At 66.1% G+C, this 22,905-nt stretch carries 21 protein-coding genes and 1 pseudogene; 10 read left to right on the forward strand and 12 right to left on the reverse strand.

Translation table 11 applies throughout. The annotated features are described in order from the left end of the window. Window positions 1-127 precede the first annotated feature (127 nt). Window positions 128-1,093 (reverse strand): NADPH:quinone reductase, encoded by a 966-nt coding sequence (locus BMX07_RS03450; RefSeq protein WP_090613739.1) that lies wholly within the window; start codon window positions 1,091-1,093, stop codon window positions 128-130. Window positions 1,094-1,244: 151 nt separating this feature from the next. Here BMX07_RS03450 and BMX07_RS03455 point away from each other — a divergent pair. Beyond that, window positions 1,245-1,807 (forward strand): annotated as a pseudogene (locus BMX07_RS03455) (type 1 glutamine amidotransferase domain-containing protein). 101 nt (window positions 1,808-1,908) lie between these two features. Here the strand turns inward: BMX07_RS03455 and BMX07_RS03460 are convergent. Together BMX07_RS03460 and BMX07_RS03465 are read right to left on the reverse strand one after the other, a co-directional pair. Continuing rightward, the gene (locus BMX07_RS03460) at window positions 1,909-2,238 is read right to left on the reverse strand and encodes a DUF7344 domain-containing protein (protein ID WP_090613742.1); all 330 of its coding nucleotides are present in this window, start codon (window positions 2,236-2,238) and stop codon (window positions 1,909-1,911) included. A gap of 185 nt (window positions 2,239-2,423) precedes the next feature. Beyond that, the gene (locus tag BMX07_RS03465) at window positions 2,424-3,545 is read right to left on the reverse strand and encodes a pyridoxal phosphate-dependent aminotransferase (protein ID WP_090613745.1); all 1,122 of its coding nucleotides are present in this window, start codon (window positions 3,543-3,545) and stop codon (window positions 2,424-2,426) included. Between the two features lie 138 nt (window positions 3,546-3,683). On the opposite strand from BMX07_RS03465, the gene BMX07_RS03470 reads away from it, so the two are divergent. Continuing rightward, a complete protein-coding gene (locus BMX07_RS03470) occupies window positions 3,684-4,349 on the forward strand; it encodes a DUF6517 family protein (protein WP_090613748.1) in 666 nt (221 codons plus the stop codon). Between the two features lie 146 nt (window positions 4,350-4,495). On the opposite strand, the gene BMX07_RS03475 is transcribed toward BMX07_RS03470, so the two are convergent. Together BMX07_RS03475 and BMX07_RS03480 are read right to left on the reverse strand one after the other, a co-directional pair. Next, window positions 4,496-5,359 (reverse strand): 2-oxoacid:ferredoxin oxidoreductase subunit beta, encoded by an 864-nt coding sequence (locus tag BMX07_RS03475; RefSeq protein WP_090613751.1) that lies wholly within the window; start codon window positions 5,357-5,359, stop codon window positions 4,496-4,498. Further along, window positions 5,359-7,113 (reverse strand): 2-oxoacid:acceptor oxidoreductase subunit alpha, encoded by a 1,755-nt coding sequence (locus tag BMX07_RS03480; RefSeq protein ID WP_090614841.1) that lies wholly within the window; start codon window positions 7,111-7,113, stop codon window positions 5,359-5,361. The genes BMX07_RS03475 and BMX07_RS03480 overlap by 1 nt, the downstream gene beginning before the upstream one ends. A 329-nt stretch (window positions 7,114-7,442) precedes the next feature. On the opposite strand from BMX07_RS03480, the gene BMX07_RS03485 reads away from it, so the two are divergent. Then, window positions 7,443-8,081, forward strand: a complete 639-nt coding sequence (locus BMX07_RS03485) for a ferredoxin--NADP reductase (RefSeq protein ID WP_090614843.1) — start codon at window positions 7,443-7,445, stop codon at window positions 8,079-8,081. Window positions 8,082-8,297: 216 nt separating this feature from the next. Next, complete coding sequence (locus BMX07_RS03490; RefSeq protein WP_090613754.1) at window positions 8,298-9,224, forward strand: hypothetical protein; 927 nt, start codon at window positions 8,298-8,300, stop codon at window positions 9,222-9,224. A 12-nt stretch (window positions 9,225-9,236) separates the two neighbouring features. Here the strand turns inward: BMX07_RS03490 and mce are convergent, their stop codons facing one another. The 4 genes from mce to BMX07_RS03510 all read right to left on the reverse strand — a co-directional run bounded on the left by mce (window position 9,237) and on the right by BMX07_RS03510 (window position 14,290). After that, window positions 9,237-9,620 carry a methylmalonyl-CoA epimerase gene (gene mce, locus BMX07_RS03495; protein WP_090614846.1) on the reverse strand — a complete coding sequence of 128 codons (384 nt, stop codon included), beginning with the start codon at window positions 9,618-9,620 and terminating at the stop codon, window positions 9,237-9,239. A gap of 208 nt (window positions 9,621-9,828) precedes the next feature. Then, window positions 9,829-12,018 (reverse strand): PQQ-dependent sugar dehydrogenase, encoded by a 2,190-nt coding sequence (locus BMX07_RS03500; RefSeq protein ID WP_090613755.1) that lies wholly within the window; start codon window positions 12,016-12,018, stop codon window positions 9,829-9,831. A gap of 165 nt (window positions 12,019-12,183) precedes the next feature. Next, on the reverse strand, window positions 12,184-13,866 hold the full coding sequence (locus BMX07_RS03505) for an acyl-CoA mutase large subunit family protein (protein WP_090613758.1): 1,683 nt from the start codon (window positions 13,864-13,866) through the stop codon (window positions 12,184-12,186). A gap of 88 nt (window positions 13,867-13,954) precedes the next feature. Beyond that, window positions 13,955-14,290, reverse strand: coding sequence for a DUF7967 family protein (locus tag BMX07_RS03510; RefSeq protein WP_090613761.1), 336 nt, complete (start codon window positions 14,288-14,290; stop codon window positions 13,955-13,957). 56 nt (window positions 14,291-14,346) lie between these two features. Between BMX07_RS03510 and BMX07_RS03515 the strand changes: the two genes are divergently transcribed. Next, window positions 14,347-14,586 carry a DUF8142 family protein gene (locus tag BMX07_RS03515; RefSeq protein ID WP_090614849.1) on the forward strand — a complete coding sequence of 80 codons (240 nt, stop codon included), beginning with the start codon at window positions 14,347-14,349 and terminating at the stop codon, window positions 14,584-14,586. A gap of 33 nt (window positions 14,587-14,619) precedes the next feature. Here the strand turns inward: BMX07_RS03515 and BMX07_RS03520 are convergent, their stop codons facing one another. The 3 genes from BMX07_RS03520 to BMX07_RS03530 form a co-directional block, all read right to left on the reverse strand. After that, entirely contained in the window at window positions 14,620-15,204 is a 585-nt protein-coding gene (locus BMX07_RS03520) for a GNAT family N-acetyltransferase (RefSeq protein WP_090613765.1), read from the reverse strand. 184 nt (window positions 15,205-15,388) lie between these two features. Continuing rightward, complete coding sequence (locus tag BMX07_RS03525; protein WP_090613767.1) at window positions 15,389-16,294, reverse strand: M48 family metallopeptidase; 906 nt, start codon at window positions 16,292-16,294, stop codon at window positions 15,389-15,391. A gap of 107 nt (window positions 16,295-16,401) precedes the next feature. Next, window positions 16,402-16,866 (reverse strand): response regulator, encoded by a 465-nt coding sequence (locus BMX07_RS03530; protein ID WP_090613770.1) that lies wholly within the window; start codon window positions 16,864-16,866, stop codon window positions 16,402-16,404. A gap of 290 nt (window positions 16,867-17,156) precedes the next feature. Here BMX07_RS03530 and BMX07_RS23510 point away from each other — a divergent pair, with 290 nt between their 5' ends. From BMX07_RS23510 to dnaJ, 5 genes are all read left to right on the forward strand, one after another. After that, complete coding sequence (locus BMX07_RS23510; protein WP_139210790.1) at window positions 17,157-17,372, forward strand: hypothetical protein; 216 nt, start codon at window positions 17,157-17,159, stop codon at window positions 17,370-17,372. A gap of 197 nt (window positions 17,373-17,569) precedes the next feature. Further along, window positions 17,570-17,923: a DUF7344 domain-containing protein gene (locus tag BMX07_RS03535; protein WP_090613772.1), complete on the forward strand. Its 354-nt coding sequence runs from the start codon at window positions 17,570-17,572 to the stop codon at window positions 17,921-17,923. 263 nt (window positions 17,924-18,186) lie between these two features. Continuing rightward, window positions 18,187-19,368 (forward strand): nucleotide exchange factor GrpE, encoded by a 1,182-nt coding sequence (gene grpE, locus BMX07_RS03540; protein ID WP_090613775.1) that lies wholly within the window; start codon window positions 18,187-18,189, stop codon window positions 19,366-19,368. Between the two features lie 196 nt (window positions 19,369-19,564). Beyond that, window positions 19,565-21,514, forward strand: coding sequence for a molecular chaperone DnaK (gene dnaK / locus BMX07_RS03545; protein ID WP_090613778.1), 1,950 nt, complete (start codon window positions 19,565-19,567; stop codon window positions 21,512-21,514). Between the two features lie 208 nt (window positions 21,515-21,722). Further along, the gene (gene dnaJ, locus BMX07_RS03550; RefSeq protein ID WP_090613781.1) at window positions 21,723-22,892 is read left to right on the forward strand and encodes a molecular chaperone DnaJ; all 1,170 of its coding nucleotides are present in this window, start codon (window positions 21,723-21,725) and stop codon (window positions 22,890-22,892) included. The last annotated feature ends 13 nt before the right edge of the window (window positions 22,893-22,905 follow it).

Consider the following 22,905-nt stretch of genomic DNA (forward strand, 5'->3'; position numbering starts at 1 on the left):
GAGGGCGCGACCGACGAAGTCTACTTCCTCATCACGGACGACGGCTCGCTCGACGCGAAACTCTGCGAGCGGCTCACTGCGGTCGCCGAATCCATCGTCTCCGTCCTGATCGAGGCCCCGTCCGACGTTACGGCTCGACGACGAGTTTGCCGAGGAAGCTATCGGTCATGACGGCGCGCTGTGCATCGGCCGCCTCCTCGAGGTCGTAGCTCCGCGCCACGTCGATCGAGAGCGCACCGACATCCATGAGGTGGGCGACGCCCCGCAGCGGGACGCGGAGATCCGGCGTGTTGAACATGCTCATGAACTGGTAGGAGACGTCCTTCGACCGGGCCGCGCCGTCGTTCGTGAAGGCCGGGTCCGGGCTGTTCTCGCCGATGCCGACGACGCGGGCACCCGTCGCGGCGACGTCCGCGTCGAACTGCAGGTAGTCGTCGAGCCGGTGGTCGAGGACGGCGTCGACGCCGCCGTCGGAGGCCTCGAGGACGGCATCGGCCAGGTCGTCCCGGCCGTAGGAAAGCACCGTTTCTGCCCCGTAATCGCCGAGCGCGTCGTGGTACTCCTCGGATGCGGTCGTAATCACCCGGGCGCTCACGGCGGCCGCGATCTGGACGGCCGCGTGGCCGACGCCGCCCGAGCCGCCGTGGACCAGGCAGTACTCGGCCGGCTCGAGGTCGGCGTGGTCGATCAGCGCGCGCCAGGCGGTGACGGCGGCGACGCCCGCTGCGCCGGCCTCGGTCAGGTCCGCACCGTCGGGGAGGTGGACGACGCGATCAGTCGGTACCGTCGCGTACTCGGCGTAGGACCCCTGGAACCCACCGTTTCCGATACCGGTTCCGTAGACGCGGTCGCCCGCCTCGACGTCCTCGACCGCCGACCCCGTCTCCGCGACGACGCCCGCAACGTCGACGCCAGGGGTGAACGGCACGTCGACCGGCGCGTACGAGCCGTCCCGAAAGTAGGTGTCGACGGGGTTGACGCCCGCGGCGGCAACCTCGACCAGCACCTCGTCGTCGGCGGGTTCGGGTCGGTCGATCTCGTCGACCTGCAGTACGTCCGCATCGCCGTGCTCGTGAAGGCGTACAGCTCGCATATCGTTCGGGACCACGTGACGGGACGGTAAAACGGTACACGTGACGGCAGGGGAGACGCCGTCTCGAGCGGCCCACAGCGGTCACGGCCGGTCGGCCAGTTTTGCACCAGCAAGTGCGACCCTTGTCCGCGCGACCGCCCTCGCCTTCCGTATGAGCGAATCCGACGGGCGGCGACTCGCGGACACGACGGTCGGCGTCTTCCTCGCGTCGGCGGGCACCGAAGCGATCGAGTTCACCGAACCGAAAGCGGCCGTCGCCGAGGCCGGCGCGACCGTCGACGTGCTCGGTAGCGAGACGGGCGAGGCCCGGACGGTGAACGACGACCTCGAGGAGAGCGCCGCCTACGAGGTCGAGAAACGGTTCGACGAGGTCTCCGCGGACGACTACGACGCGCTGATCGTCCCGGGGGAACCGCGGGCGCGGACACGCTCCGGACGGACGAGGACGGCGTGGAACTGCTGCGCCAACACGTCGCGGACGGGAACCCGGCGGGCGTGATCTGTCACGGTCCGTGGACGTTGATCGAGGCCGACGTCGACGACAGGACGCTGACCGCCTACCACAGCCTCCGGACGGACGTCCGCAACGCCGGCGGCGAGTGGGTCGACGAGGCGGTCGTCGTCGACGATGGGCTGGTGACCAGTCGGCATCCGGGGGATCTCGAGGCCTTTTGCGAGACGATCGTCGACGAGTTCTCGGCCCGAAACGGGTAAGTCGACTCGAACGGACCGGCCGGGTTTCCCAGGTCGTCGCTAGCGGTGACCGATTCCGTCCGCTGCAAGAGACCGCTCCGAACACGGCGTTCGCGTAGCATCTAGTCCGCCGGTTCCTCGATCAATCGAGCGACGGTGACGAACGTATCGAACGCCGGTGGCGAACCCTGGACCTGAACGACCCCCTGTTCCGAATCGTACTGGACGAACTCGACTTCGGCGGATTTCGGGAGGTGCGTGTGTTTCAAATCGATCGCGATCCGTTCGGATCGGGGACGCGAATCGTCCGTCGGCGGGTCGTCCTCCCACTCGTCGACCGTTTCGACCAGTTCGTCGACCGCGACCGGCCCGTCCCGTTCGTAGAGATAGTATAACGCGTACCGTCGACGTTCCTCCTCGAGGAGTTCGAATACTTTGTCTAAGGGTACCATGGGTGCCGTTCACCTACCGAGGACTTATCGCTTTGGACCCCCTCGCCCGCAATCACCGAAATCACCCAGTAAGGCGTCCGCTCGGCAATTTACTGGCCTACGGAGCGACCGCCACGGGGAGTGCTTTGGCGACGATTCACCGCAGCCGCGACGCCAATCCCGACCCAGGGAGCGTCGATCGAACGCTACCGAACGGCTCGAGTCGCCTCGGCCATGATCTCGAGAGCCTCCTTCAACTCCTCAGTTCCGGTCGCGTACGAGAGTCTCGCGTATCCCGCGCCGTTCGCGCCGAAGGCGTCGCCGGGGACGACGACGACGCCGCGCTCGAGTACCTCCTCGCACCAGCCGTCGGGGACCTTCGGCATCGCGTAGAAGGCCCCTTCGGGGGTCGGAACCTCGAGACCGGCGTCGGTGAGGCCGTCCAGCACGAGGTCGCGGCGCTCCTCGAAGGTGTCGACCATCTCCCGAACGGGCTCCTGGGGTCCCGTCAGCGCGGCCTCGGCGGCGAACTGCGCGGGCGCGGAGGCACAGGCCTGGCCGTACTGGTGGACGCGCAGCATGCGTTCGATGCGGCGGTTCGAGCCGACGACCCAGCCGAGTCGCCAGCCGGTCATCGAGTAGGTCTTCGAGCAGGCGCTGACGACGATTACGTTGTCCGTCTCCGCGAATTTCAGCGGCGAGTGGTGTTCGCCCTCGAAGACGATGTGTTCGTAGACCTCGTCGGAGATACAGAGCACGTCGTGCTCGTCGGCGATGCGGGCGAACTCGCGCATGTCGGCCTCGCTCTGGACGGCCCCGGTCGGGTTCGCCGGGCTGTTGACGATGAACGCCGCCGTCTCGTCGGTGATCGCGTCCTCGACCGTCGCGGGATCGAGCGTCAGATCGTCCCGTAACCCGACGGGCTTGGGCGTCCCGTCGGCGATGTGGGTCAGGGCGTCGTAGGAGACGAAGCCGGGATCGGGGAAGATGACCTCCTCGCCGGGATTCACGTGAGCCTCGAGCGCGAGGTGCAGCGCCTCGCTGCCGCCCGAGGTCGCGATCACGTCCGCAGGATCGATCTCGAGGCCGTAGTCGCGGTCGTACTTCGCCGAGATGGCCTCCCGGAGTTGCGGCGTCCCCTTGTTCGACGTGTAGGCGTCGGCACGCCCGGATTCGATCGCTTCGATCGCCCCGCGGCGAGCGTGGGCGGGCGTCGGGAAGTCCGGCTGTCCGAGGCCGAGGTTGATCGCGTCCTCGCCGGCCGCCTCGAAGACTTTGCGGATGCCGCTGATCGACACGTGCTCGACCCGATCTGCGAATGCTGTCATGGCTAAACGGGGTATGCCGACCCCGATAACTCTTGATGTGTGCGAGCCGAACGAACTCATTCGTCGACCGCTGAAACTCTTGTCTGCGAGACTGAAGGAGCCACAAGTAATATAGCGCTCGTACCGAATCCTCGCACAATGACTTCCACTCGACGATCGCTGCTCGCCGCGGGCGCGACCGGCACGATCGCACTGACCGCTGGCTGTCTCGACTTCGTCCTCGGTAACGGGCCGCTCGAGTTCACCGCCGAACGCGTCGCACCGACCGACCAGGCCCTCGCAGACACCGAGTACGCCGAGCAAACGGTCGAGGAGAAGGCGATGAAGCGATCCGAGGAGGTCGCCGGTATCGAACGCGACTTCAAGGCCTCGATCTGGACCTCGGTCTACACCAAGGAAGTCGAGTACCACGGACAGAAACTCGAGGGAAGCGCCTTCGCCGCCGTCTCGGTTCCGGGAATGGAGGTCGCGGGCCAGTCGGTCAACCCGCTCGACGACATGTCCAACGAACAGCTCCTCGAGGAGTTCCTGGGCCGGGTCGACACCGAGCACGGGCAGATCAGGGACATCCGACACGAGGAGTCGTTCTCCCTCGATATCCTCGGCGACGGCCGCGACGTCGACACGTTCGTCGGCAAGACCGAGCTCGAGGGCGAGACGGTCGATATCGAGATCACGGTCGCGTCGTTCGATCACGAGGACGATCTGCTCGTCCTGCTCGGCGTCCTCCCGAAGATGCTCACGGAGGAATCGGCGAACGTCGAGGTCCTGATGGAGTCCGTCGAACATCCCGTCGAGAACTGACCGCCGCCGTCGGTTTCGGCGAGTGCAGCGCTGTTTGCGCTTTCGAACGGTGTGAACGGATTCGCAGACTCGCGGACTCGCGCACTCGAGAGTAGCGCTTCTTCGGTCGCATCAAAAGACGGAACGGCGACGGCCGGTCGGCGGCGTCAGTAGAACTCGCGAACGAGGTCCATCGCGTCCTCGGGCGCTCCGTCCGGAATCTCGGACATGTCCTCGGTGACGCCGTGCTGTTCGTGGTACGGCACGGAGTTCTCGTCCTGATACAGGACGCCCTGGTACTCCTTGTCGCTGTCGAGGATGACTTCCTTGGCGGCCTCGTAGTCGTTCGGATCGTGATCCTCTTCCGCGAGATCGACGAGACTGTCGCGGAAGTAGTCGTAGGTGTCGACATCGTTGAACGTGACACAGGGGCTGAAGACGTTGACGAAGCCGAAGCCGTCGTGCTCGATGGCTTCCTGGACGATCTCGGCGTGGCGCATCGCGTCCGAACTGAACGACTGGGCGATGAAGCTCGCGCCGGAGGCCAGCGCGAGGGCCAGCGGGTTGACCGGCGGCTGCTTGGGCCCTTCGGGGGTCGTCGAGGTCTCGAAGTCCGACCGCGAGGTCGGCGAGGCCTGACCCTTGGTCAGGCCGTAGATGCGGTTGTCCATGACGACGTAGGACATGTCGACGTTCCGGCGGACGGCGTGGACGAAGTGACCGGCACCGATCGAGTAGCCGTCACCGTCGCCGCCGGCGACCATGACCTCGATGTCGGGGCGGGCCATCTTGACGCCGGTCCCGACCGGGAGCGCACGGCCGTGGACGCCGTGCAGGGCGTAGCTGTGCATGTAGGTCCCGATCTTGCCGGAACAGCCGATTCCGGCCACGACGAACGTGTTGTCGGGGTCGTTGCCGGTGTTCGCGAGCGCTTTCATCATGCCGTTCATCGTCCCGAAGTCGCCGCATCCGGGACACCACGTCGGCTGCTTGTCGGATTTGAAGTCGGTGAATCGTACGTCGGAGCTCATTATGCTGGTACCTCCTCGGAGAGTTTGTCGGTGATTTCGTCTGCGAGTTCGTCCGCCTTGAAGCGAACGCCTGTATACTTGTTGATGCGTTTCACACGGGTAAGCACGTCGTGTTCGATCAGGTCGGCGAACTGCCCGGTCGCGTTACACTCGACGACGATCGCCTCGTCGGCGGCCTCGATCTCCTCGGTCAGGTCCGGGCGCGGGTAGATGTAGGGGACCGAGATGACGTGTACGTCGATGCCGTCCTCCTCGAGGTAATCGAGCGCTTCGGCGAGTGCGCCCTCGTTCGAGCCCCACGAGATGATGAGGTTGTCGGCGTCCGGGTCGCCGAACTCCCGGTAATCCCAGTCTTCTTGCTCCCGGGCGGTCTCGACCTTGCGATATCGCTTGTCGACCTGATGGACGCGCTCGTCTTCCTCCTCCGTCCGGCGGCCGAGTTCGTCGTGCTCGAGGCCGGTGGACATGTGGGCGGCGTCGGTCGTGCCGGGGATGGCTCGCGGGCTGACACCGTCCTCGGTGACGGCGTGGGCCCGGAAGTGGCCCTGCGCATCGAGCCACTCGTCGACCTCGTCCTCGTCGACGAGCTTGCCGCGGTCGATCTCGACCGCGTCCATGTCGAAGGCCTCCGGTGGGAACGTCTGTTCGGTGACCGACATCGCCAGGTCGGAGACCAGGAAGACCGGCGTCTGGTACTTCTCCGCGAGGTTGAACGCCTCGATGGTCTTCCAGAAACACTCGGTAATCGAGGTGGGAGCGACGACGAACCGCGGGACCTCGCCGTGGCCGCCGTACACCGCCATGTTGAGGTCGCCCTGTTCCTGTTTCGTCGGCATCCCGGTCGAGGGGCCGGAGCGCTGGACGTCGGTGATGACCAGCGGCGTCTCGCTGGTCGCGACCAGCCCGAACGTCTCGGTCATGAGGTCGATCCCCGCACCCGACGTCGCGGTCATCGCTCGAGCACCGGCGCGCGCGGCACCGAGTGACATGTTGATCGCCGAGAGTTCGTCTTCGGCCTGAACGACGTGACCGCCGTAGTCTTCGATACGTCCCGTCAGATACTCCATAATCGACGTCGCGGGGGTGATCGGATACCCCGCGTAGAAGCGACAGCCGGCCGCGAGTGCGCCCATCCCGATCGCCTCGTTGCCGTTGAGCAACACGTAGTCGTTGTCCGTCGTGTCGATGTTGTAGCCGAGGTGGTCCAGATCGTAGTTCTCCTGGACGTACTCCTGTCCGGCTCGGGCGGCAGCCTTGTTGTTGTCGACGATCTTCGAACCCTTGCCGCCGAAGCGCTTCTCGAGGGCTTCGTCGAGGTACTCGACGTCGAAGCCGGTGATCTCACACGCGGCACCGAGCGCGACGATATTGCGCATGATCGCCCCGCCGGCCTCCTCGGCCAGCGACTTCAGGGGCACGTCGACCGCCGTCATCTCGTCGGGAATCTCGGCCTCCCAGGAGCGCTCGCCGTCGTAGATGATGGCACTTCCCTCGTGAAGCTCGTCGAGGTTCTCGTCGATCGTCCGCTGCGTAAGCGCGACCAGAATATCGAGTCGATCGACGACGCTCTGGACCTGCTCGACCGACGTACGGATCTTGTAAGACGTGTAGCCGCCCCGGATCCGTGACGCGAAGTCTTTGGAGGTGAATACGTGCCGTCCGGCTCGGGAAAGTGCCTGAGCGAAGATTTTACCCGTGGAGTCGATACCGTCCCCGGCTTCGCCTCCGACCGCCCAGTTGAGATCCTCAGCCATGTTGTCCTGAGCCTTGCCCCCCATAAATGAAAAGGCTTCTGAAACCCCAACCGGACCACCGCAACAGTCGCTGATATGTTCGATAGGCGAGGTCAGTTTCCGGTAATCGTGCTGCGATTCTCACGGAATATTTACGCCGCGAAAGACCGTCTCGGTTACGTTCACGTAATTTGCAATTGGTCGTTCGCGCACGCTCGCGGCCGCCCGCGAATGTCCGATCGCTGATCTTCTATCAACGATGATCGTCGTGTCCGTCACGAGACGCGCTCGTGACTGCCGTCGCGGACGGAACGGAACTCCTTTTCAACCCGCCGGCGAACGGGTTCGACATGGAAGGGACGCCAGTCACCGTCGAATCGGTCCGCGAAGTCGGCCCCGACACCGTGGCGCTCGATCTCGAGACGCCCGAGGGGTTCGACGCCCTGCCGGGACAGTTCGTCTTGCTCCGAGCGAAGCCAGCTGACGACGTGATTTCGCGCCACTACACGCTCTCGTCGCCGTCGGTCGGGGAGACGTTCGAGCTCACCGTCGGCGTCGATCCCGACGGCGACCTCTCGCCGTGGCTCGCCGACCTCGAGGGCGGCGAGACCGTCCACGTCGAGGGTCCGTTCGGCCGGGTCACCTACGAAGGGGAGACGGACGTCGTCGCGGTGGCCGGCGGCCCGGGAATCGGGCCCTCGGTCGCCATCGCCGAAGCGGCCCACGAGGCGGGTCACGACGCCGTCGTGATCTATCGGGCCGACGAGCCGGCCCACACCGACCGCCTCGAGGCACTCGAGGACGCGGGTGCGACCGTCCGCTTCGTCGACGGGGACGCGGACGCCGAGCTGGCGGACGCCATCGCGACCCACCGCGGGGCCGGCCAGCTGTACGCGTTCGGCTTCGACGGGTTCGTCACGTTCGTCGCCGAGACGATCGAGAACACCGGCGGCGACCCGGACGAGGCGCTGATCGAAAACTTCGGCTGAGCGGCACTTCGGCTACGAGACGGCCCGAACGACGACCGAGCCGAGGCGGAGCGGACTCGAGTTGCCAATTTAGCGCACTCTCTCGGGAGCCCTGCGACGGGTATCAGCCCGCCCGTGACAGTTACTTACTCGTCTCCGGATCACCGATAGTCTCCGAAGAAGACAGGTTAGAACGCCTGATAAAGGCGTTTATTACGTACCGTGGTTGGACCACGTATGCGACGACGCCAACTCCTCGCCGTCACGACCGGCGCGGTCTGTGGACTTGCCGGCTGTACGGGGTCGCCGGTCGAACGGCTCCAAACCGACCGGTCCGGTTCCGACGGCGACGGGGCCGATCGAGACGGCAGCGAATCCGCGTCCGACGAGATTACCGTCGGAAATCCCGACGAGGTCCCGTTCCCAGACGCCCACCCGCCACACGAACTCGAACTTCGCAACGACGGGGAGACGGATCGAACGGTCTCCGTTGCGATCACGATCAGCGGGACGGACGGCGACGGAGCCGACGGAAGCGGTGACGACACGACCGGCGACGACGGCACGGTGCTCGAGCGCGAGTTCGACCTCTCGGCGGACGAGACGCTCACGTTCGTCCTCGTCGAGCCCCGGTCGTACGCGGTCGCCGTCACGACGAGCGGCGACGGCGGCGAGTCGACCGTCACTGACGCCATCGACCGTCACCCGTTCGACTGCACGCGCTCTCGAACGAGGGTCACGTTCCGCGAGTCCGGCGTCGGAACGGAGTCGACGTCCACCGCGATCTCCTGTCCGGTGCCGGAGATCGCGGATGCCACGCTCGAGATCGGCGAGCAGGGGTGTGCCGACCGGACGGACGGCGACGACGCGACCGTCGAGTTCGCGGACGAAACCGTCGTCGTCGACGGCGACATCACGACGCCGACGCCCTGTCACGTCCCGTCCATCGCCGGGACCGACTACGACGAGCGTCGCGACCTCCTCACGGTCACCGTCGGCGTCGGTGAAGGGACCGACGAGAGCTGTATCGACTGTCTCGGAACCGCCGCATACGAGGCACGGATCGATCTCGAGGGACGGTATCCCGGCCGCGTCGAGGTCCGCCACGAGAGTCGGGGCGACGACCGGCGGATCACGACGACCGAGTGTTCGGCCGACTGGTAGCGGACGCCGCCGTCAGTGTTCGACCAGTTCGACCAGGATCCCGCCGGTGTCCTTCGGATGGAGGAACGCCACCGAGTGGCCCCACGCGCCCGGTCGCGGCTCCTCGTCGATCAACGTCACTTCGTGGTCGCGGACCGTCTCCAGCGCCGCCTCGATGTCGTCGGTCGCGAGCGCGAGGTGATGGATTCCCGGGCCGTTGTCCGCGAGGTACCGCGCAATCGTCCCCTCGTCGATTGGCTCGAGCAGTTCGAAGTAGCCGTCACCACACTCGACGAAAGTGACGCGCATCCCGTCGAACACCTCCTCGTGGGCGACCTCGAGGCCGAAAAGGTCCCCGTACAGTTCCGCCAGCGCCTGTGCATCGTCGGTCGCGATTCCGGCGTGATCGAAGTGCATCGAGTCGTACTCCATCGAGCGGCGGCGTTATTGTTGTGATTTTTCGTGGAGTTCGTGCGAGGCGGCCGTCAGTGCTGTCACGGGGTCTCCGTCGCGAGTTGGTCCAGCCCTGCACGAGTCGGTCTCGACACGCGACGAGTGCGCTGATAGGATCGTGGTCGTCGGGTCCGAAACACGTCGTCGATCGCGTGCGCCTCGTCGCTCGAGGTTACCCGTCGGCCGCCGCGTTCGACGCGTTTCCGGACTCGTTTTCGGACTCGTTTCCGAATCCTTCGTCTTCGATTTCGGTCTGGTTCGCCGTCTCGTTCGCGCCGCCGTCGGTCTCGTTGCCCTCACCGTCGCCCCCGCCGACGTCGCCCTCCTCGGGCGGTGAGAGGGAATCGCCCTCGCCCGGCGGGACGATCTGCATGACTGCGCCCGTGTCGCCCTCGGGAACGCCCACCTGGTTCGCGAGGACGTAGACGTTGCCGTCGGCGTCCTGCCCGAACTGGCGGACGAAGTAGGGGAAGGAGCCGTCCTCGGTTCCCGCCACCTGGAGCTCCTCCATGTCCCAGAGTTCGTCTCGCGGGACGACCTCCCCGTCCGCCTGGCCGCCGGAACCGGCGTCGGCCGCGGTCGCGTTCCCGTCGGTTGCGTTCCCGTCGGTCGCGTTCATTTCGTCGGTTGCGTTCCCGTCGGTCGCGTTCTCGTCGGTTGCGTTCCCGTCGGTCGCGTTCATCGCGTCGGTTACGTTCCCGTCGGCGTCACCGGCCACCCTGTCGCCGCCGTCGTCGGGCTCCGACGCGGCGATAAGCGTTCCGTCGGGACTCTGGCGAGCGGGATCGGCCGTCCAGTCGCCGAATACGTATTTGCCCTCGAGGTCCCCGACGTCGCCGGCTTCGTACACGTGACCGCCGATGACGGTGATCCCGACCGTCTGTTCCCCGTAGACGTGGGGATACTCGACGATCGGATCCTGCAGCTCCTGCCCGTCGTACGGCGGTTCGTCGGGAGCCGCGTCGGGGCAGTCCTCCGGGGGCTCGCTCGGGCTGTCCGTGCTGAAGCAGTGCGTTCCCTCCTTGACGTTCCAGCCGTAGTTGCCGCCGGCCTCCACGAGGTTCACCTCCTCGAAGAGATTCTGTCCGGCGTCGGAACTGAACAGTCGCCCGTCGCTGTCGAACGTGATGCCGAACGGATTGCGCATCCCCCACGCGTAGTACTCGTCGAGGCCGTCCTCCTCGCCGACCAGCGGGTTGTCGTCGGGGATTCCGTACGGCCGGTCCTCGCCCTCCGAATCGACGTCGATCCGGTGGATCCCGCCGAGCAGGTTCTCGCTGACGTCCTGGCCGTTGCCACCCGCGTTGCCGTCGTACCAGTCGTCGACGTGACCGAGCATATCGTCGTTGGCACCGCCGCCGTCGCCCATCGGGACGTAGAGGTAGCCGTCCGGTCCGAACGCCATCGGACCGGCGTCGTGGTTGTACTGCGGTTTCTGGAACTCCATGAGGACCCGCTCCGACTCGGGATCGGCCCGGCTCGTGTCTTCAGCCTGGAACTCCGAGACGACCTCGACGTGACTCCAGCCGTTCGGCGTCTCGCCGTTCGGCGGCGCGCTGTAGTGGACGAAAAAGCGCCCGTTCTCCGCGAACTCGGGGTGGAACTCGACGCCGAGCAGCCCCCGTTCGTCGTACTCCGATTCCGGGTCGGCGTATTCGCCCTGGAACGTCCCGAGTTCGACCATTCGATCGCTGACGTCCAGGAACGGCTCGTCCTGGAGCCCCTCGTCGGTGACGACCCAGAGTTCACCCGTCTGGTCCGCGACGTAGTACCGGTCCTGCTCCTCGCCGGCGACCGCCATGTCCGTCGGGGCGGTCATCCCCTCCGCGACCGTCTGTAAGCCGATCTCCGGACCCTCGTCGAAGAAGGACTGTCGCTCGCCGTCCGACCCCGCCTGGGTCGCACCGCCACCGCCGCCGACCGAGATGTCCCCGCGCATCGTCGCGGAGTGGGGCACGCAGTAGTACGTCGCCATCTCGCTCGTCGCCTCGAACTCGAGGGTCTGCGTCTCCCCCTCCACGCTCAGGAGCTCGGTCCGTTCCAGCTCCTCGCCGTCCTCGCTCTCGATGACGAAGTTGTGCGGGAGCCCGTCGAGGTTCTCCCACGTGACCTCGTAGGTGGTCCCCTCCTCGAGCTCCAGCGTCGGGTTCGTTTCCCCCTCGATATCGTCGGGGGCGACGCCTTGCCAGCCGCTCGTCTCGCCCCCAAGTTCGATCGTCTCCGTCTCCTGAGCGAGGCCGACGCCGCCGAGCGCGGCGACGCCGCCCGCGGCCGCGGCCGCCTGTAGCACGCGGCGGCGGGACGGATAGCTGTCGGACGACGGTGGTACCGGGATCGATCGCTCGTCGGGTTGCTCGCTCATCGTGCGCTCACGACAGTGTCGTCACCCGATATGAGAATAAACAGACCCGACCGTTCCCCCCTCAATTAAGGATTATCTCCGAACCGCCGGGCGAGAGTGGGTGTAAAACGGTGTTACCCGAGACCCATCGACGGTATTACTCGACCCCGTTCGCCGTTCGAGCGGTCACATCGCGCCGCCGGGCTGGTATTCGCCGAACTCGTCGCGCATGACGTTACAGATCTCGCCGACCGTCGCGTAGGTCTTGACCGCGTCGATGATATACGGCATCAGGTTCCGGTCGCCCCGCGCCGCGTCCCGAAGCGCCTCGAGGGCCGCGTCGACCGCTTCCTCGTCGCGCTCCTCGCGGGTGTTCTCGAGGCTGTCGATCTGGCGCTGCTGGTCTTCCTCGGTGATCTCTTCGACGTCCATCTGGGGATCTTCGTCGACTTCGAACTCGTTGACGCCGACGATGATCCGCTCTTTCTCCTCGATCTCCTTCTGGCGGTCGAAGGCGGTGTCCTGGATCTGTCGCTGGACCCACTGCTGCTCGACGGCCTCGAGCATGCCGCCGCGGTCTTCGACTTCGTCCAGGATCTCGTAGGCCTCGTCCTCGACCTCGTCGGTCAGTGACTCGACGTAGTAGCTGCCCGCAAGCGGGTCGATGGTGTCGGCCGCGCCGGACTCGTGAGCGAGGATCTGCTGGGTGCGAAGGGCCGTGCGGACGGACTCCTCGGTCGGCAGAGCGAGCGCCTCGTCCTTGCCGTTGGTGTGCAGGCTCTGGGTGCCGCCGAGGACGGCCGCGAGCGCCTGGTAGGCGACGCGGACGACGTTGTTCTCGATCTGCTGGGCGGTCAGCATCGACCCCGCGGTCTGGGTGTGGAACTTGAGCTGTTTGGACTTGGGATCGTCCGGATCGAAGCGTTCCTCGATGATGTCGTGCCACATCCGGCGGGCGGCGCGGAACTTGGCGACTTCCTCGAAGATGTTGTTGTGGCCGTTGAAGAAAAACGACAGCTGCGGCGCGAACTCGTCGACGTCGAGGCCGGCTTCGATCGCCGTCTCGACGTACTCGATCCCGTTGCCCAGCGTGAAGGCGAGCTCCTGAGCGGCCGTCGAGCCGGCCTCGCGGATGTGATACCCCGAGATCGAGATCGTGTTGAACTTCGGCGTCTCCGCGGCGCAGAACTCGAAGATGTCCGTGATGATCCGCATCGACGGCTCGGGCGGGTAGATGTACGTGTTTCGCGCGATGTACTCCTTGAGGAGGTCGTTCTGAATCGTCCCCCGCAGCTCCTCGCGGTCGACGCCCTGCTGGTCGCCGACGGCGATGTACATCGCGAGCAGCACCGACGCTGGCGCGTTGATCGTCATCGACGTCGAGACCTCGTCGAGCGGAATCCCGTCGAAGACGGTCTCCATGTCGTCTAACGAGTCGATGGCGACGCCGGCCTTCCCCACCTCGCCCGCGGCCATATCGGCGTCCGAGTCGTACCCCATCTGCGTCGGCAGGTCGAACGCCATCGAGAGCCCTGTCTGGCCCTGGTCGAGCAGGTAGTGGTAGCGCTCGTTGGTGTCCGCCGGCGTCGAGAACCCGGCGTACTGGCGCATCGTCCACAGCCGACCGCGGTAGCCGGTCGAATACACCCCGCGCGTGTACGGCGGCTCGCCCGGATTCCCAAGATCGTCCTCGTAGTCGAGGTCGCCGATGTCGCCGGGCGTGTAGAGTCGATCGACCTCCTGCCCCCCCGTATCGGTCGTGAACGTTTCCTCGCGCTCACCGAAGCGCTCTAGGACCGGTTGGACTTCCTCGTCGTGCCACTCCTCCTTGCTGGCACGGATCTCCTCGAGTTCATCGGGATCGAACATTATGATTATCGTGGGCGGGGCGGGGCTTGAACTTTGATGTACGCGTCAACCTTTCGTGGCCGCGCCGTCCGCGGCGTTTCGATCCGTCTCACACGCTGTCGTCCAAGTCGTGCCGACGAGCCATCCGTGCGGCCTCGTCGGCGTAGCGCTCCCGCGTCGCGGCGTCGTCGACGGTCCCGAGCGCGTCGGGCGGGACGAGCAATCCGGCTTTCGTCTCCCGCGCGGGGCCGGTAAAGCTCGTCAGCGCCCGTTCGCGGCGGTGGTAGCGACGCCCGTCTTCGGTCGCGTAGACGAGGATGATCAGGTTGAGTTCGTCGTCCCCGTACGTCCGCTCGACGAGCCAGACGGGTACGTCGTCGCGGTCGCTCTCGTCGGAGGCAGTACGCTCGGTCTCGGCCGTCGGCTCGGATCGGTCGGTGGTCATGATTGTCGGTCGGATCGGCACAACCGCTTATGTCTCGAGGCGTCGACGCTCCGCTCATGGCAGGGGAGCCGACGGCGTCGACGGACGAAGCGGGGAGTCGTCGTCGGGCCGCCCGCTACGTCGCGCCGTTTCTCGCGCTCGGATTGTTCAACCTCGGGCTCTTGCTCCGGTGGGGACTGGACCCGCTGTGGGCGTTCGCCATCCTCCCGCCGATACTGTTTCTCTCCGGTATCGGCTGGGTCGCGTTCCGGTACGGCTTCCACGAGCGGCCCACCGGCCCGGGCCCGAACCGGTGAGACGCGACGACGGCCCGCTATCGGTGGCATCGTCTATCGACCCGTATCGTACTTGTACGTGGCCGTTTCGGGATCGATACCGAAGTCCTCCGGCGACTCGTCGTCGTCCGCCTCGTCGCGCCCCTCGGGGGCTCGCTTGAACGCCTCCCGGAGCCGCTCCGGCATTCGGAACGCCGTGACGTCGATCGCCATCGGGACCGCGTCCGGATCGACGCCGTCGCGTTTGCCCGCGAGTCGCTCCCGGAGGTCGGCCGGCAGTTCGGACTCCTCGATCCGCTGGAAGCCGAACTGGGCCAGATAGGCCCCCTCTCCGGTCAGGACGTAGACGGTTTCGAACCCCTCGTCTCCGGCGTACTCCACGAGCCGTTCGACGATGTGTGCTCCGACGCCCTGCCCGCGCCAGCCCTCGAGGACGCCGATGCTGGTCAACTCGCAGACGTCGTCACCGTCGTCGTTCCTGTGGACGCGGATGCGGCCGAAGCCGGCTTTCTCGCCGGACTGCTCGTCGATCGCGACGACGTAGTCGCGCGAGCGGAACGCCGTCTCGTCGAGTTCCATCGACTCGAGGTGATCCAGCAGCCAGACCTCTTCCCTGTTTTTCGCGTCCCGAACGTACATGCGGTGACATAGGCGACGTGCGGGCAAAAGCGTTTGCCGGTTGCCAGTATCGCGGTTCGCCGACGCGGCCGCCGCTTTGTGGCCGCCTTCGTGCCGATAGTCGATTCCCGACGGAGGGGGCGACGGGACCGCGTCTACCGCCGGCACTCCCCGACCAGCGTAGCCTCGAACCCTAATTGGCCTTTCAACGCCGTCTGTTCGGGGTTCGCGCCCGCTCGAGCAACCGTTCGATCCGGTCATCCGTCGACGGGTGCGTCGAGAGGAGTCGCGTCCACTTGTCCTCCTCGGTGTGGACGTACAGCGTCGAGAGGAGCCCGCTCGAGGGGGCGGCGGCGCGCTGGATCGTCAGGAGCGCGCGGGCGAGCGCCGCGGGTCGCCCGGTGACCGCCGCGGCCCGGTCGTCGGCGGCGTACTCCCGTCGCCGCGAGTGAGCGCGGACGGCGAGCGTCACGAGGAGAAAGCAGATCACCACGGTGCCCTCGACGAGCCCCAGCAGGCGACCGAACGCCGTCCGCGACCACGAGGCTGGGTCCCCGCGGGCCCACGCGACCGCTCGGGCGATCCCCCCGATCGGTAACAGGAGCGGTGCCAGCAGCAGGAAGACGAGTCCGGCGACGGTCCGGAAGACGCTGTACGCCAGCGTCTGGACGAACGCGTCGTAGCCCTCGAGGTGGGCGAGTTCGTGGGCTACCAGCGCCTCGAGTTCGTCGACCGAGAGCAGGCGAAACAGCGATCGGTCGAGGACGACGACGCCGTTGCGCTTGCTGCCCAGCGCGAAGGCGTTCGGCGTCGGCAGCCGTGCGATCAGCACGGTCGGGGACTCGACACCCATCCGGGACTCGAGTCCGTCGAGTCGGCGATAGAATCCGGGCGCGTGCGACCGCGGGAGTTCGACGGCCTCGAGGCTCGAGAGGAGCTGTCTCGTTCCGAGCCGATAGCTCAGGTAGCCGCCGAAGAGGGCGACGGTGAGGATCAGGAACGCGGTTTCCGCGGGGCCGGGCGCGGAGAGCCAGAGCACCGACAGCGCCCAGTAGCTGACCGCCCCCAGGCCGAGGTACCAGAGCAGCAGTAGTAGCCCGACCGTTGTCATCAGGAGCCGGGTTCCGGTGCGACGGGCACACATCGTTGGACGACCCTACGGGTGACCGGTTGAAACGAATATCGAACGAGCGACTCGGGGATGCCGCCGGCTTCGAGTTACGTGTCCCCGTCAGCGGCCGGTAGCTGGGCGACGGACAGCCAGAACTCCTCGAACGCGCGAATGGTCTCGTTGTACGCGTCCGGATCGCCCGATTTCGTGATGCACGCGTTCGCGTGATTCGAATACGCCGCGACGACGTCGGTCTCGGCCTGGGACCCGGTCAGCACGACCACCGGGATGTGGTTGACCGCCGGATCGTCGCCCAGTTCCTCGAGAACCTTCTCGCCGCTCGTTCCCGGGAGGTTCCAGTCGAGGAGAATCAGATCGGGCCGCGGCGCGTCCGCGTACTCCCCGCGCCGGGCGACGAACGCGAGCGCCTCGTCGCCGGTGGAGACGACGTGGAGCGAGTCGGCGATTCGACCGTCGCTCAACGCCTCCTCCACGAGTCGAGCATCCCCTGGGTTGTCCTCGACTAACAGGAGGGTGAGGGTCTCCCCCGAATCAGGGGGTGCGTCGTTCATGACAATCGTATCGAGTCGCAGTCACATAAAAGCGAGATTTGCTCGCACGTGCAGCGGACCGATACCGTCGATCGGCGAGCGACCCCAGCGAGTCCGGGACCGTGAACGAGACGGTCGTTCCCTCGCCCGGGGTGAGTCGACTCGGCGTACCCCGTCGTGCCGTTCGACGGTCAAATCGACAGTCCGCTGACCGACGGCGTTATATCCGTCCCTCGCCCCTGTGACGTGAGGAGTCCGCGGCGATACGCGTGACCGTGACCATGACCGTGACTCCGCCCGCAACCATGGTAATGCCCCCATCAGATCCCATCCCGGAACCAAACCAGCCGTCCTCCTTCGAAGAGGCCCTTACGGAAGTCATCGTGAGTTGGTACGCCAACAGCGAACCAGTCGAAGGCAGATGGGAGATCGCGACACCGTTGGCGGACGCTCCCAACTGGGTCGTCGACGTCGAAAAAACGTACTCCGACGACGAACCGGAGTACGACCCCGAACTCATCGACTGAGAGCGCGACGACGGTTCGTCGCCACGCAGTCGTCGCGGCGGAGACTCCGGTTCTCCGGACAGTCAGAATGTAAATAGGTTGAAAGAATAGGCATCTATATATTCCCGGTCGACCGTGCTTCCCTTACTACTCCGCTGAAGCCGCCAGACGACGAGTTGCCTGTGAGAGTGCTGGATTAGCTGAGTACCGGAGTGATCATGAAATCTGATGCATTCGACTCCGACGGTGCGAGTACAACCAACGGTGAAATCGAGTCGACGACGATGTTCGCCGCGCTCGCACACGAGCGGAGACAGTACGCGCTTCACTATCTCGCTCAAAAGCCGGGGGCGGTCCCCCTCGGTGACATCGCGGAATACATCGCCGTTCGCGAGGGGGATCCGTCACGCGATCGGTACGAACGCGTGCTCACGGGACTGTATCACCTCCACCTCCCGCACCTTCTCGACGCGAACCTCGTCGCGTACGATACCGAGCAGAAGACGGTGACGCTCCTCGCCGGACGAGAGTTCTTGAGCCCCTATCTCGAACTCATCGCAGCGGATGCTTGACCGGTCCGGATCGTCCGCGACGGCTCACGTGCCCCACATCCCGCCGTATTTCTACCGATAACCACCGACCGGGTCCGGCGGACGGCACGCACCTCGTGTCCGGCAGTGTCCCACCTCGAGTGTCGCGGCGGCGCACCTCGCGGTCGGCGGCAGCGACTGTCGGGTCACGTTCGGACGCGAACTCCCGGTCGCCCGGTCGCCGGCCCGGTTGGAGCGACCCGGGTACCTCAACCCTTTTATTACCGCTGTTCGTTGACTGGCACATGAGCGAAGACGAGGGCACGAACGCGTCCGCCCAGGGTGTCCCGTCCGAGGAGGAATCCGACGACGGCGAACCGGTCGACGCGGATCCCGAGGCGTCGATCGACGGGGAATCGAGACCCGTTTCCGACTCGGACGACGCCGACTCGGAATCCGCGAGCGCAGCGGATTCGAGCGCGGACGAGATCCACGAGGGGGACGAGGAACCGACGGCGACCGAAGCGGCCGCGGACGACGCGGCCGACGGACCCGAAACGAGCGAGGACGTCCAGCGGGTCCTCGACCGGGTGACGGAGTACGACGACCAACTCGCGCGCAAGGTCAACGCGATCGTCGAGGAGGCCCGTGACCTCAACGGGACCGTCAAACACCAGCGCGAGGAACTCGGCGATCTCGAGGAGCGCATCGAGTCCCAGGCGGACACTATCGGCGAGCTCCAGGACGAACTCGAGGAGTACGAACAGGCGCTGAGCGACCGCGACGAGCGACTCGAGGAGTACGAGGCGGAAGTCGAGGACCTCAAAAGCCGACTCAAGCGCAAGCAGGCCGACTTCCAGAACTACAAGAAACGCGCCAAGAAGCGCCAACGGCAGATCAAAGACCGCGCGACCGAGGATCTCGTCGAGCGGCTCATCGGCGTCCGCGACAACCTCAAGCGCGCGCTCGAGGAGGACAGCGACGACGCCGACAGCCTGCGAGAGGGCGTCGAGATGACGCTCCGCGAGTTCGATCGCATTCTCGAGGACGAGAACGTCTCCGAGATCGATCCCGAACCCGGTACCGAGACCGATCCACAGCGCCACGAGGTCATGATGCAGGTCGACAGCACCCAGCCCGAGGGGACCATCGCCGACGTCTACACGCCCGGCTACGAGATGGGCGAGAAAGTCATCCAGAACGCACAGGTGACCGTCTCGAACGGCGACCTCGAGTCGGACGACGCAGACGCGGACGAGAGCGACGAACCCGCCGAAACCGAAGCCGGCGACGATGACGCCGGGACCGTCGCCGACGAGCCCGGGGCCGCAGACGGCGACCAGTCGTCGGAGGCCGACGCGGAGACAGCCGAAGACGGCGAGGGTAGGGATGATAGCGAGGGCGGTGAGGCGATCGAACTCGGCGGCGAAGTCGCCGGCGACGACCTCGAGGGCGACGTGGCAGACGAGACGGACGGCGAGTCGTAGCACCGACGACGGCCATCGCGGTGACCACCCGACGCCGGTCGGTCACGGGCGCTCACCCGCCCGCGAATTCTCCCGCCGATTTTACTGCGCCCAAACTGCTGGAATAGCGGGTCTCAACGCCCGTAGACGCGTTTTATTCGGATCGGAATCGTTCCTAGTAACCTTTAAAACAAAGTGCGCACAATACCCCTCCACGATGGCGAGCAACAAGATTCTCGGAATCGACCTCGGAACGACGAACAGCGCGTTCGCGGTGATGGAAGGTGGCGATCCGGAGATCATCGTCAACGCCGAAGGCGAACGGACGACACCCTCCGTCGTCGCATTCACCGACGACGACGAGCGACTCGTCGGGAAACCAGCGAAGAACCAGGCGATCCAGAACCCCGAAAAGACGATCTCCTCGATCAAGCGACACATCGGCGAGGACGACTACACCGTCGAGATCGAAGGCGAGGAGTATACGCCCGAGGAGATCTCGGCGATGATCCTCCAGAAGATCAAACGCGACGCCGAGGACTACCTCGGCGACGAGGTCGAGAAGGCCGTCATCACGGTCCCGGCGTACTTCTCCGACCGACAGCGTCAGGCGACTAAAGACGCCGGCGAGATCGCCGGCTTCGAGGTCGAGCGCATCATCAACGAGCCGACCGCCGCGTCGATGGCCTACGGCCTCGACGACGATTCCGACCAGACCGTGCTCGTCTACGACCTCGGCGGTGGCACTTTCGACGTCTCTATTCTCGATCTCGGCGGCGGCGTCTACGAGGTCGTCGCCACCAACGGCGACAACGACCTCGGTGGCGACGACTGGGACGAGGCGATCATCGACTGGCTCGCCGACGAGTTCGAGAATGAACACGGGATCGACCTGCGCGAGGACCGACAGGCGCTCCAGCGACTCAAGGACGCCGCCGAGGAGGCCAAGATCGAACTCTCCTCGCGCAAGGAGACCGAGATCAACCTGCCGTTCATCACGGCGACCGACGACGGTCCCATCCACCTCGAGGAGTCGATGACTCGCGCGAAGTTCGAGTCGCTGACGCAGGACCTCATCGATCGGACCGTCGAGCCGACCGAGCAGGCCCTCGAGGACGCGGGCTACGACGAGGGCGACATCGACGAGGTGCTGCTCGTCGGCGGCTCGACCCGGATGCCGCAGGTCGCGGAGAAGGTCGAGGAGCTGACCGGCAAGGAACCCCAGAAGAACGTCAACCCCGACGAGGCCGTCGCGCTGGGCGCGGCGATTCAGGGCGGCGTCCTCGGCGGCGAGGTCGACGACATCGTGCTGCTCGACGTCACGCCGCTCTCGCTCGGGATCGAGGTCAAGGGCGGCCTCTTCGAGCGGCTCATCGAGAAGAACACGACGATTCCCACCGAGGAGTCGAAGATCTTCACCACCGCGGCGGACAACCAGACGACCGTGCAGGTCCGGGTCTTCCAGGGTGAGCGCGAACTGGCCGAGGAGAACGAACTGCTCGGCGAGTTCCACCTGACCGGCATCCCGCCGGCCCCCGCGGGGACGCCGCAGATCGAGGTCACCTTCTCCATCGACGAGAACGGTATCGTCAACGTGAGCGCGGAGGACAAGGGCAGCGGGACCACCGAGGAGATCACCATCGAGGGCGGTGCCGGCCTCTCGGACTCCGAGATCGAGAAGATGCAGCGCGAGGCCGAGAAACACGCCGAGGAGGACCAGCAGAAGCGCCAGCGCATCGAGGCCCGGAACACCGCCGAGGCCACGATCCAGCGCGCCGAGACGCTGCTCGAGGAGAACGACGAGCAGGTCGACGACGACCTCCGCGCCGACATCGAGGGCGCGATCGAGGACCTGGAGGCGACGATCGACGACGGCGATGCCGACGCGGACGACATCGAGAGCGCGACCGAGGCCCTGAGCGAGGAGCTACAGGAGATCGGCAAACAGGTCTACCAGCAGGAGGCCGGTGCCGCGGGCGCTGGCGCTGCCGGCGGTGCGGCGGGCGCAGGCCCAGGCGGTGCGGCCGGTGCGGGGCCCGGCGGCATGGGTGGCGGTCCGAACCCCGGTCCCGATGCCGGTGCGGGCGCTGCCGGCGGCGAGGACGAGGAGTTCGTCGACGCCGACTTCGAGGACGTCGACTTCGACGAGGACGAAGACGACGAGTAACGAGTCTTCGGCAGCCACCCGGACGTTGCGGAAACAGTGACGACGGAGACGGTGCGGCTGCGGGTGGAGTGGAAGCACAGCACCCGCGAGCGAACGACGTGAGCGAGCGACCTTTTTCATCGAAGTTTTTGCGCCGAGCGAACCCGAGGCGGAAAAAGTTCGGAACGTTCGTTTCAAGTGGCTCAACCGAGTATCGGTGGAACAACGAATGAGCGAGGACTTCTACGACGTTCTCGGCGTGAGCCCCGACGCGTCCCCCGAGGAGATCAAACAGGCGTATCGGAAGAAGGCCACCGAGTACCATCCGGACGTCAGCGACGACCCCGACGCGGAGGAGAAGTTCAAGAAAATTCAGAAGGCGAAACAGGTTCTGACCGACGAGGAGAAGCGCGAGGCCTACGACCGGATGGGCCACGACCGCTACGAGCAGGCCGAAAAACACGGCTTCGACGCCGGCGACGCGGGCGGTGCCGGCGGCATGGGCGGCGGCCCGTTCGGCGGCATGGGTGGCGGTGGCATGGGTGGCGGCGGTCTCGGCGACCTCTTCGAGCAGGTCTTCGGCGGCGGCGGTGGCGGCGGTCGCGGCCGCCGTCGTCCACGGAAGGGACGGGATCTGCGGACCGAACTCGAGATCGATCTCACGGAGGCCTACGAGGGCGCGGAAAAGCAGTTCACGGTGGAGCGGCCCGAGGAGTGCGACGTCTGTGCGGGCGAGGGCCATCCGCCGGAGGCCGACGCCGAAACCTGTCCGCAGTGTCAGGGTCGCGGACAGGTGACGCAGGTCCAGCAGACGCCGCTGGGCCGGGTCCAGCAGACGACGGCCTGTCCCCGCTGTGAGGGCGAGGGGACGCTGTACTCCGAAACCTGCGGCGAGTGTCGCGGCGAGGGCTACGTCCGCAACGAGGCGACGCTGACGGTCGAAGTCCCGGCGGGCATTCAGGAGGGACAGACCCTCCGCATGGAAGGCGAGGGCGCACCCAGCCCGGAGGGCGGTCCCCACGGCGACCTGCTGATCGACGTCTCGATCCGCGAGCACGAATCGTTCGAACGCGACGGCGACGACCTCCAGTACCGCCTGCCGATCTCGTTCCCGCAGGCGACCTTCGGCGACACCGTCGAGGTCCCCACGCTCGAGGGTGCCGTCGAGTTCGAGATTCCGGACGGAACGCAAAGCGGCGAGACCTTCCGTCTGGAGGGGAAGGGGATGCCGCGGCTGCGCGGTCGCGGACAGGGCGACCTCTACGTGCAGGTGCAGGTCGTCACCCCCGAGAGTCTGAACGAGGACCAGCGCGAGGCGCTCGAGGCCTTCGCGGAGGCCGGCGGCGACGAAATCGACGTGAAGGAAGGCTTTTTCGAGAAGATCAAACGTGCATTTTAGCGGGCGGGAGGGT

Source organism: Natrinema salaciae (assembly GCF_900110865.1).
GTDB classification, from domain to species: domain Archaea; phylum Halobacteriota; class Halobacteria; order Halobacteriales; family Natrialbaceae; genus Natrinema; species Natrinema salaciae.

Excerpts from the sequence above, each read along its gene's own strand:
- BMX07_RS03450 (WP_090613739.1), bottom strand. The coding sequence starts at position 1,093 with ATGCGAGCTGTACGCCTTCACGAGCACGGCGATGCGGACGTACTGCAG.
- BMX07_RS03460 (WP_090613742.1), bottom strand. The coding sequence starts at position 2,238 with ATGGTACCCTTAGACAAAGTATTCGAACTCCTCGAGGAGGAACGTCGA.
- BMX07_RS03465 (WP_090613745.1), bottom strand. The coding sequence starts at position 3,545 with ATGACAGCATTCGCAGATCGGGTCGAGCACGTGTCGATCAGCGGCATC.
- BMX07_RS03470 (WP_090613748.1), top strand. The coding sequence starts at position 3,684 with ATGACTTCCACTCGACGATCGCTGCTCGCCGCGGGCGCGACCGGCACG.
- BMX07_RS03475 (WP_090613751.1), bottom strand. The coding sequence starts at position 5,359 with ATGAGCTCCGACGTACGATTCACCGACTTCAAATCCGACAAGCAGCCG.
- BMX07_RS03480 (WP_090614841.1), bottom strand. The coding sequence starts at position 7,113 with ATGGCTGAGGATCTCAACTGGGCGGTCGGAGGCGAAGCCGGGGACGGT.
- BMX07_RS03485 (WP_090614843.1), top strand. The coding sequence starts at position 7,443 with ATGGAAGGGACGCCAGTCACCGTCGAATCGGTCCGCGAAGTCGGCCCC.
- BMX07_RS03490 (WP_090613754.1), top strand. The coding sequence starts at position 8,298 with ATGCGACGACGCCAACTCCTCGCCGTCACGACCGGCGCGGTCTGTGGA.
- mce (WP_090614846.1), bottom strand. The coding sequence starts at position 9,620 with ATGCACTTCGATCACGCCGGAATCGCGACCGACGATGCACAGGCGCTG.
- BMX07_RS03500 (WP_090613755.1), bottom strand. The coding sequence starts at position 12,018 with ATGAGCGAGCAACCCGACGAGCGATCGATCCCGGTACCACCGTCGTCC.
- BMX07_RS03505 (WP_090613758.1), bottom strand. The coding sequence starts at position 13,866 with ATGTTCGATCCCGATGAACTCGAGGAGATCCGTGCCAGCAAGGAGGAG.
- BMX07_RS03510 (WP_090613761.1), bottom strand. The coding sequence starts at position 14,290 with ATGACCACCGACCGATCCGAGCCGACGGCCGAGACCGAGCGTACTGCC.
- BMX07_RS03515 (WP_090614849.1), top strand. The coding sequence starts at position 14,347 with ATGGCAGGGGAGCCGACGGCGTCGACGGACGAAGCGGGGAGTCGTCGT.
- BMX07_RS03520 (WP_090613765.1), bottom strand. The coding sequence starts at position 15,204 with ATGTACGTTCGGGACGCGAAAAACAGGGAAGAGGTCTGGCTGCTGGAT.
- BMX07_RS03525 (WP_090613767.1), bottom strand. The coding sequence starts at position 16,294 with ATGACAACGGTCGGGCTACTACTGCTGCTCTGGTACCTCGGCCTGGGG.
- BMX07_RS03530 (WP_090613770.1), bottom strand. The coding sequence starts at position 16,866 with ATGAACGACGCACCCCCTGATTCGGGGGAGACCCTCACCCTCCTGTTA.
- BMX07_RS23510 (WP_139210790.1), top strand. The coding sequence starts at position 17,157 with ATGCCCCCATCAGATCCCATCCCGGAACCAAACCAGCCGTCCTCCTTC.
- BMX07_RS03535 (WP_090613772.1), top strand. The coding sequence starts at position 17,570 with ATGAAATCTGATGCATTCGACTCCGACGGTGCGAGTACAACCAACGGT.
- grpE (WP_090613775.1), top strand. The coding sequence starts at position 18,187 with ATGAGCGAAGACGAGGGCACGAACGCGTCCGCCCAGGGTGTCCCGTCC.
- dnaK (WP_090613778.1), top strand. The coding sequence starts at position 19,565 with ATGGCGAGCAACAAGATTCTCGGAATCGACCTCGGAACGACGAACAGC.
- dnaJ (WP_090613781.1), top strand. The coding sequence starts at position 21,723 with ATGAGCGAGGACTTCTACGACGTTCTCGGCGTGAGCCCCGACGCGTCC.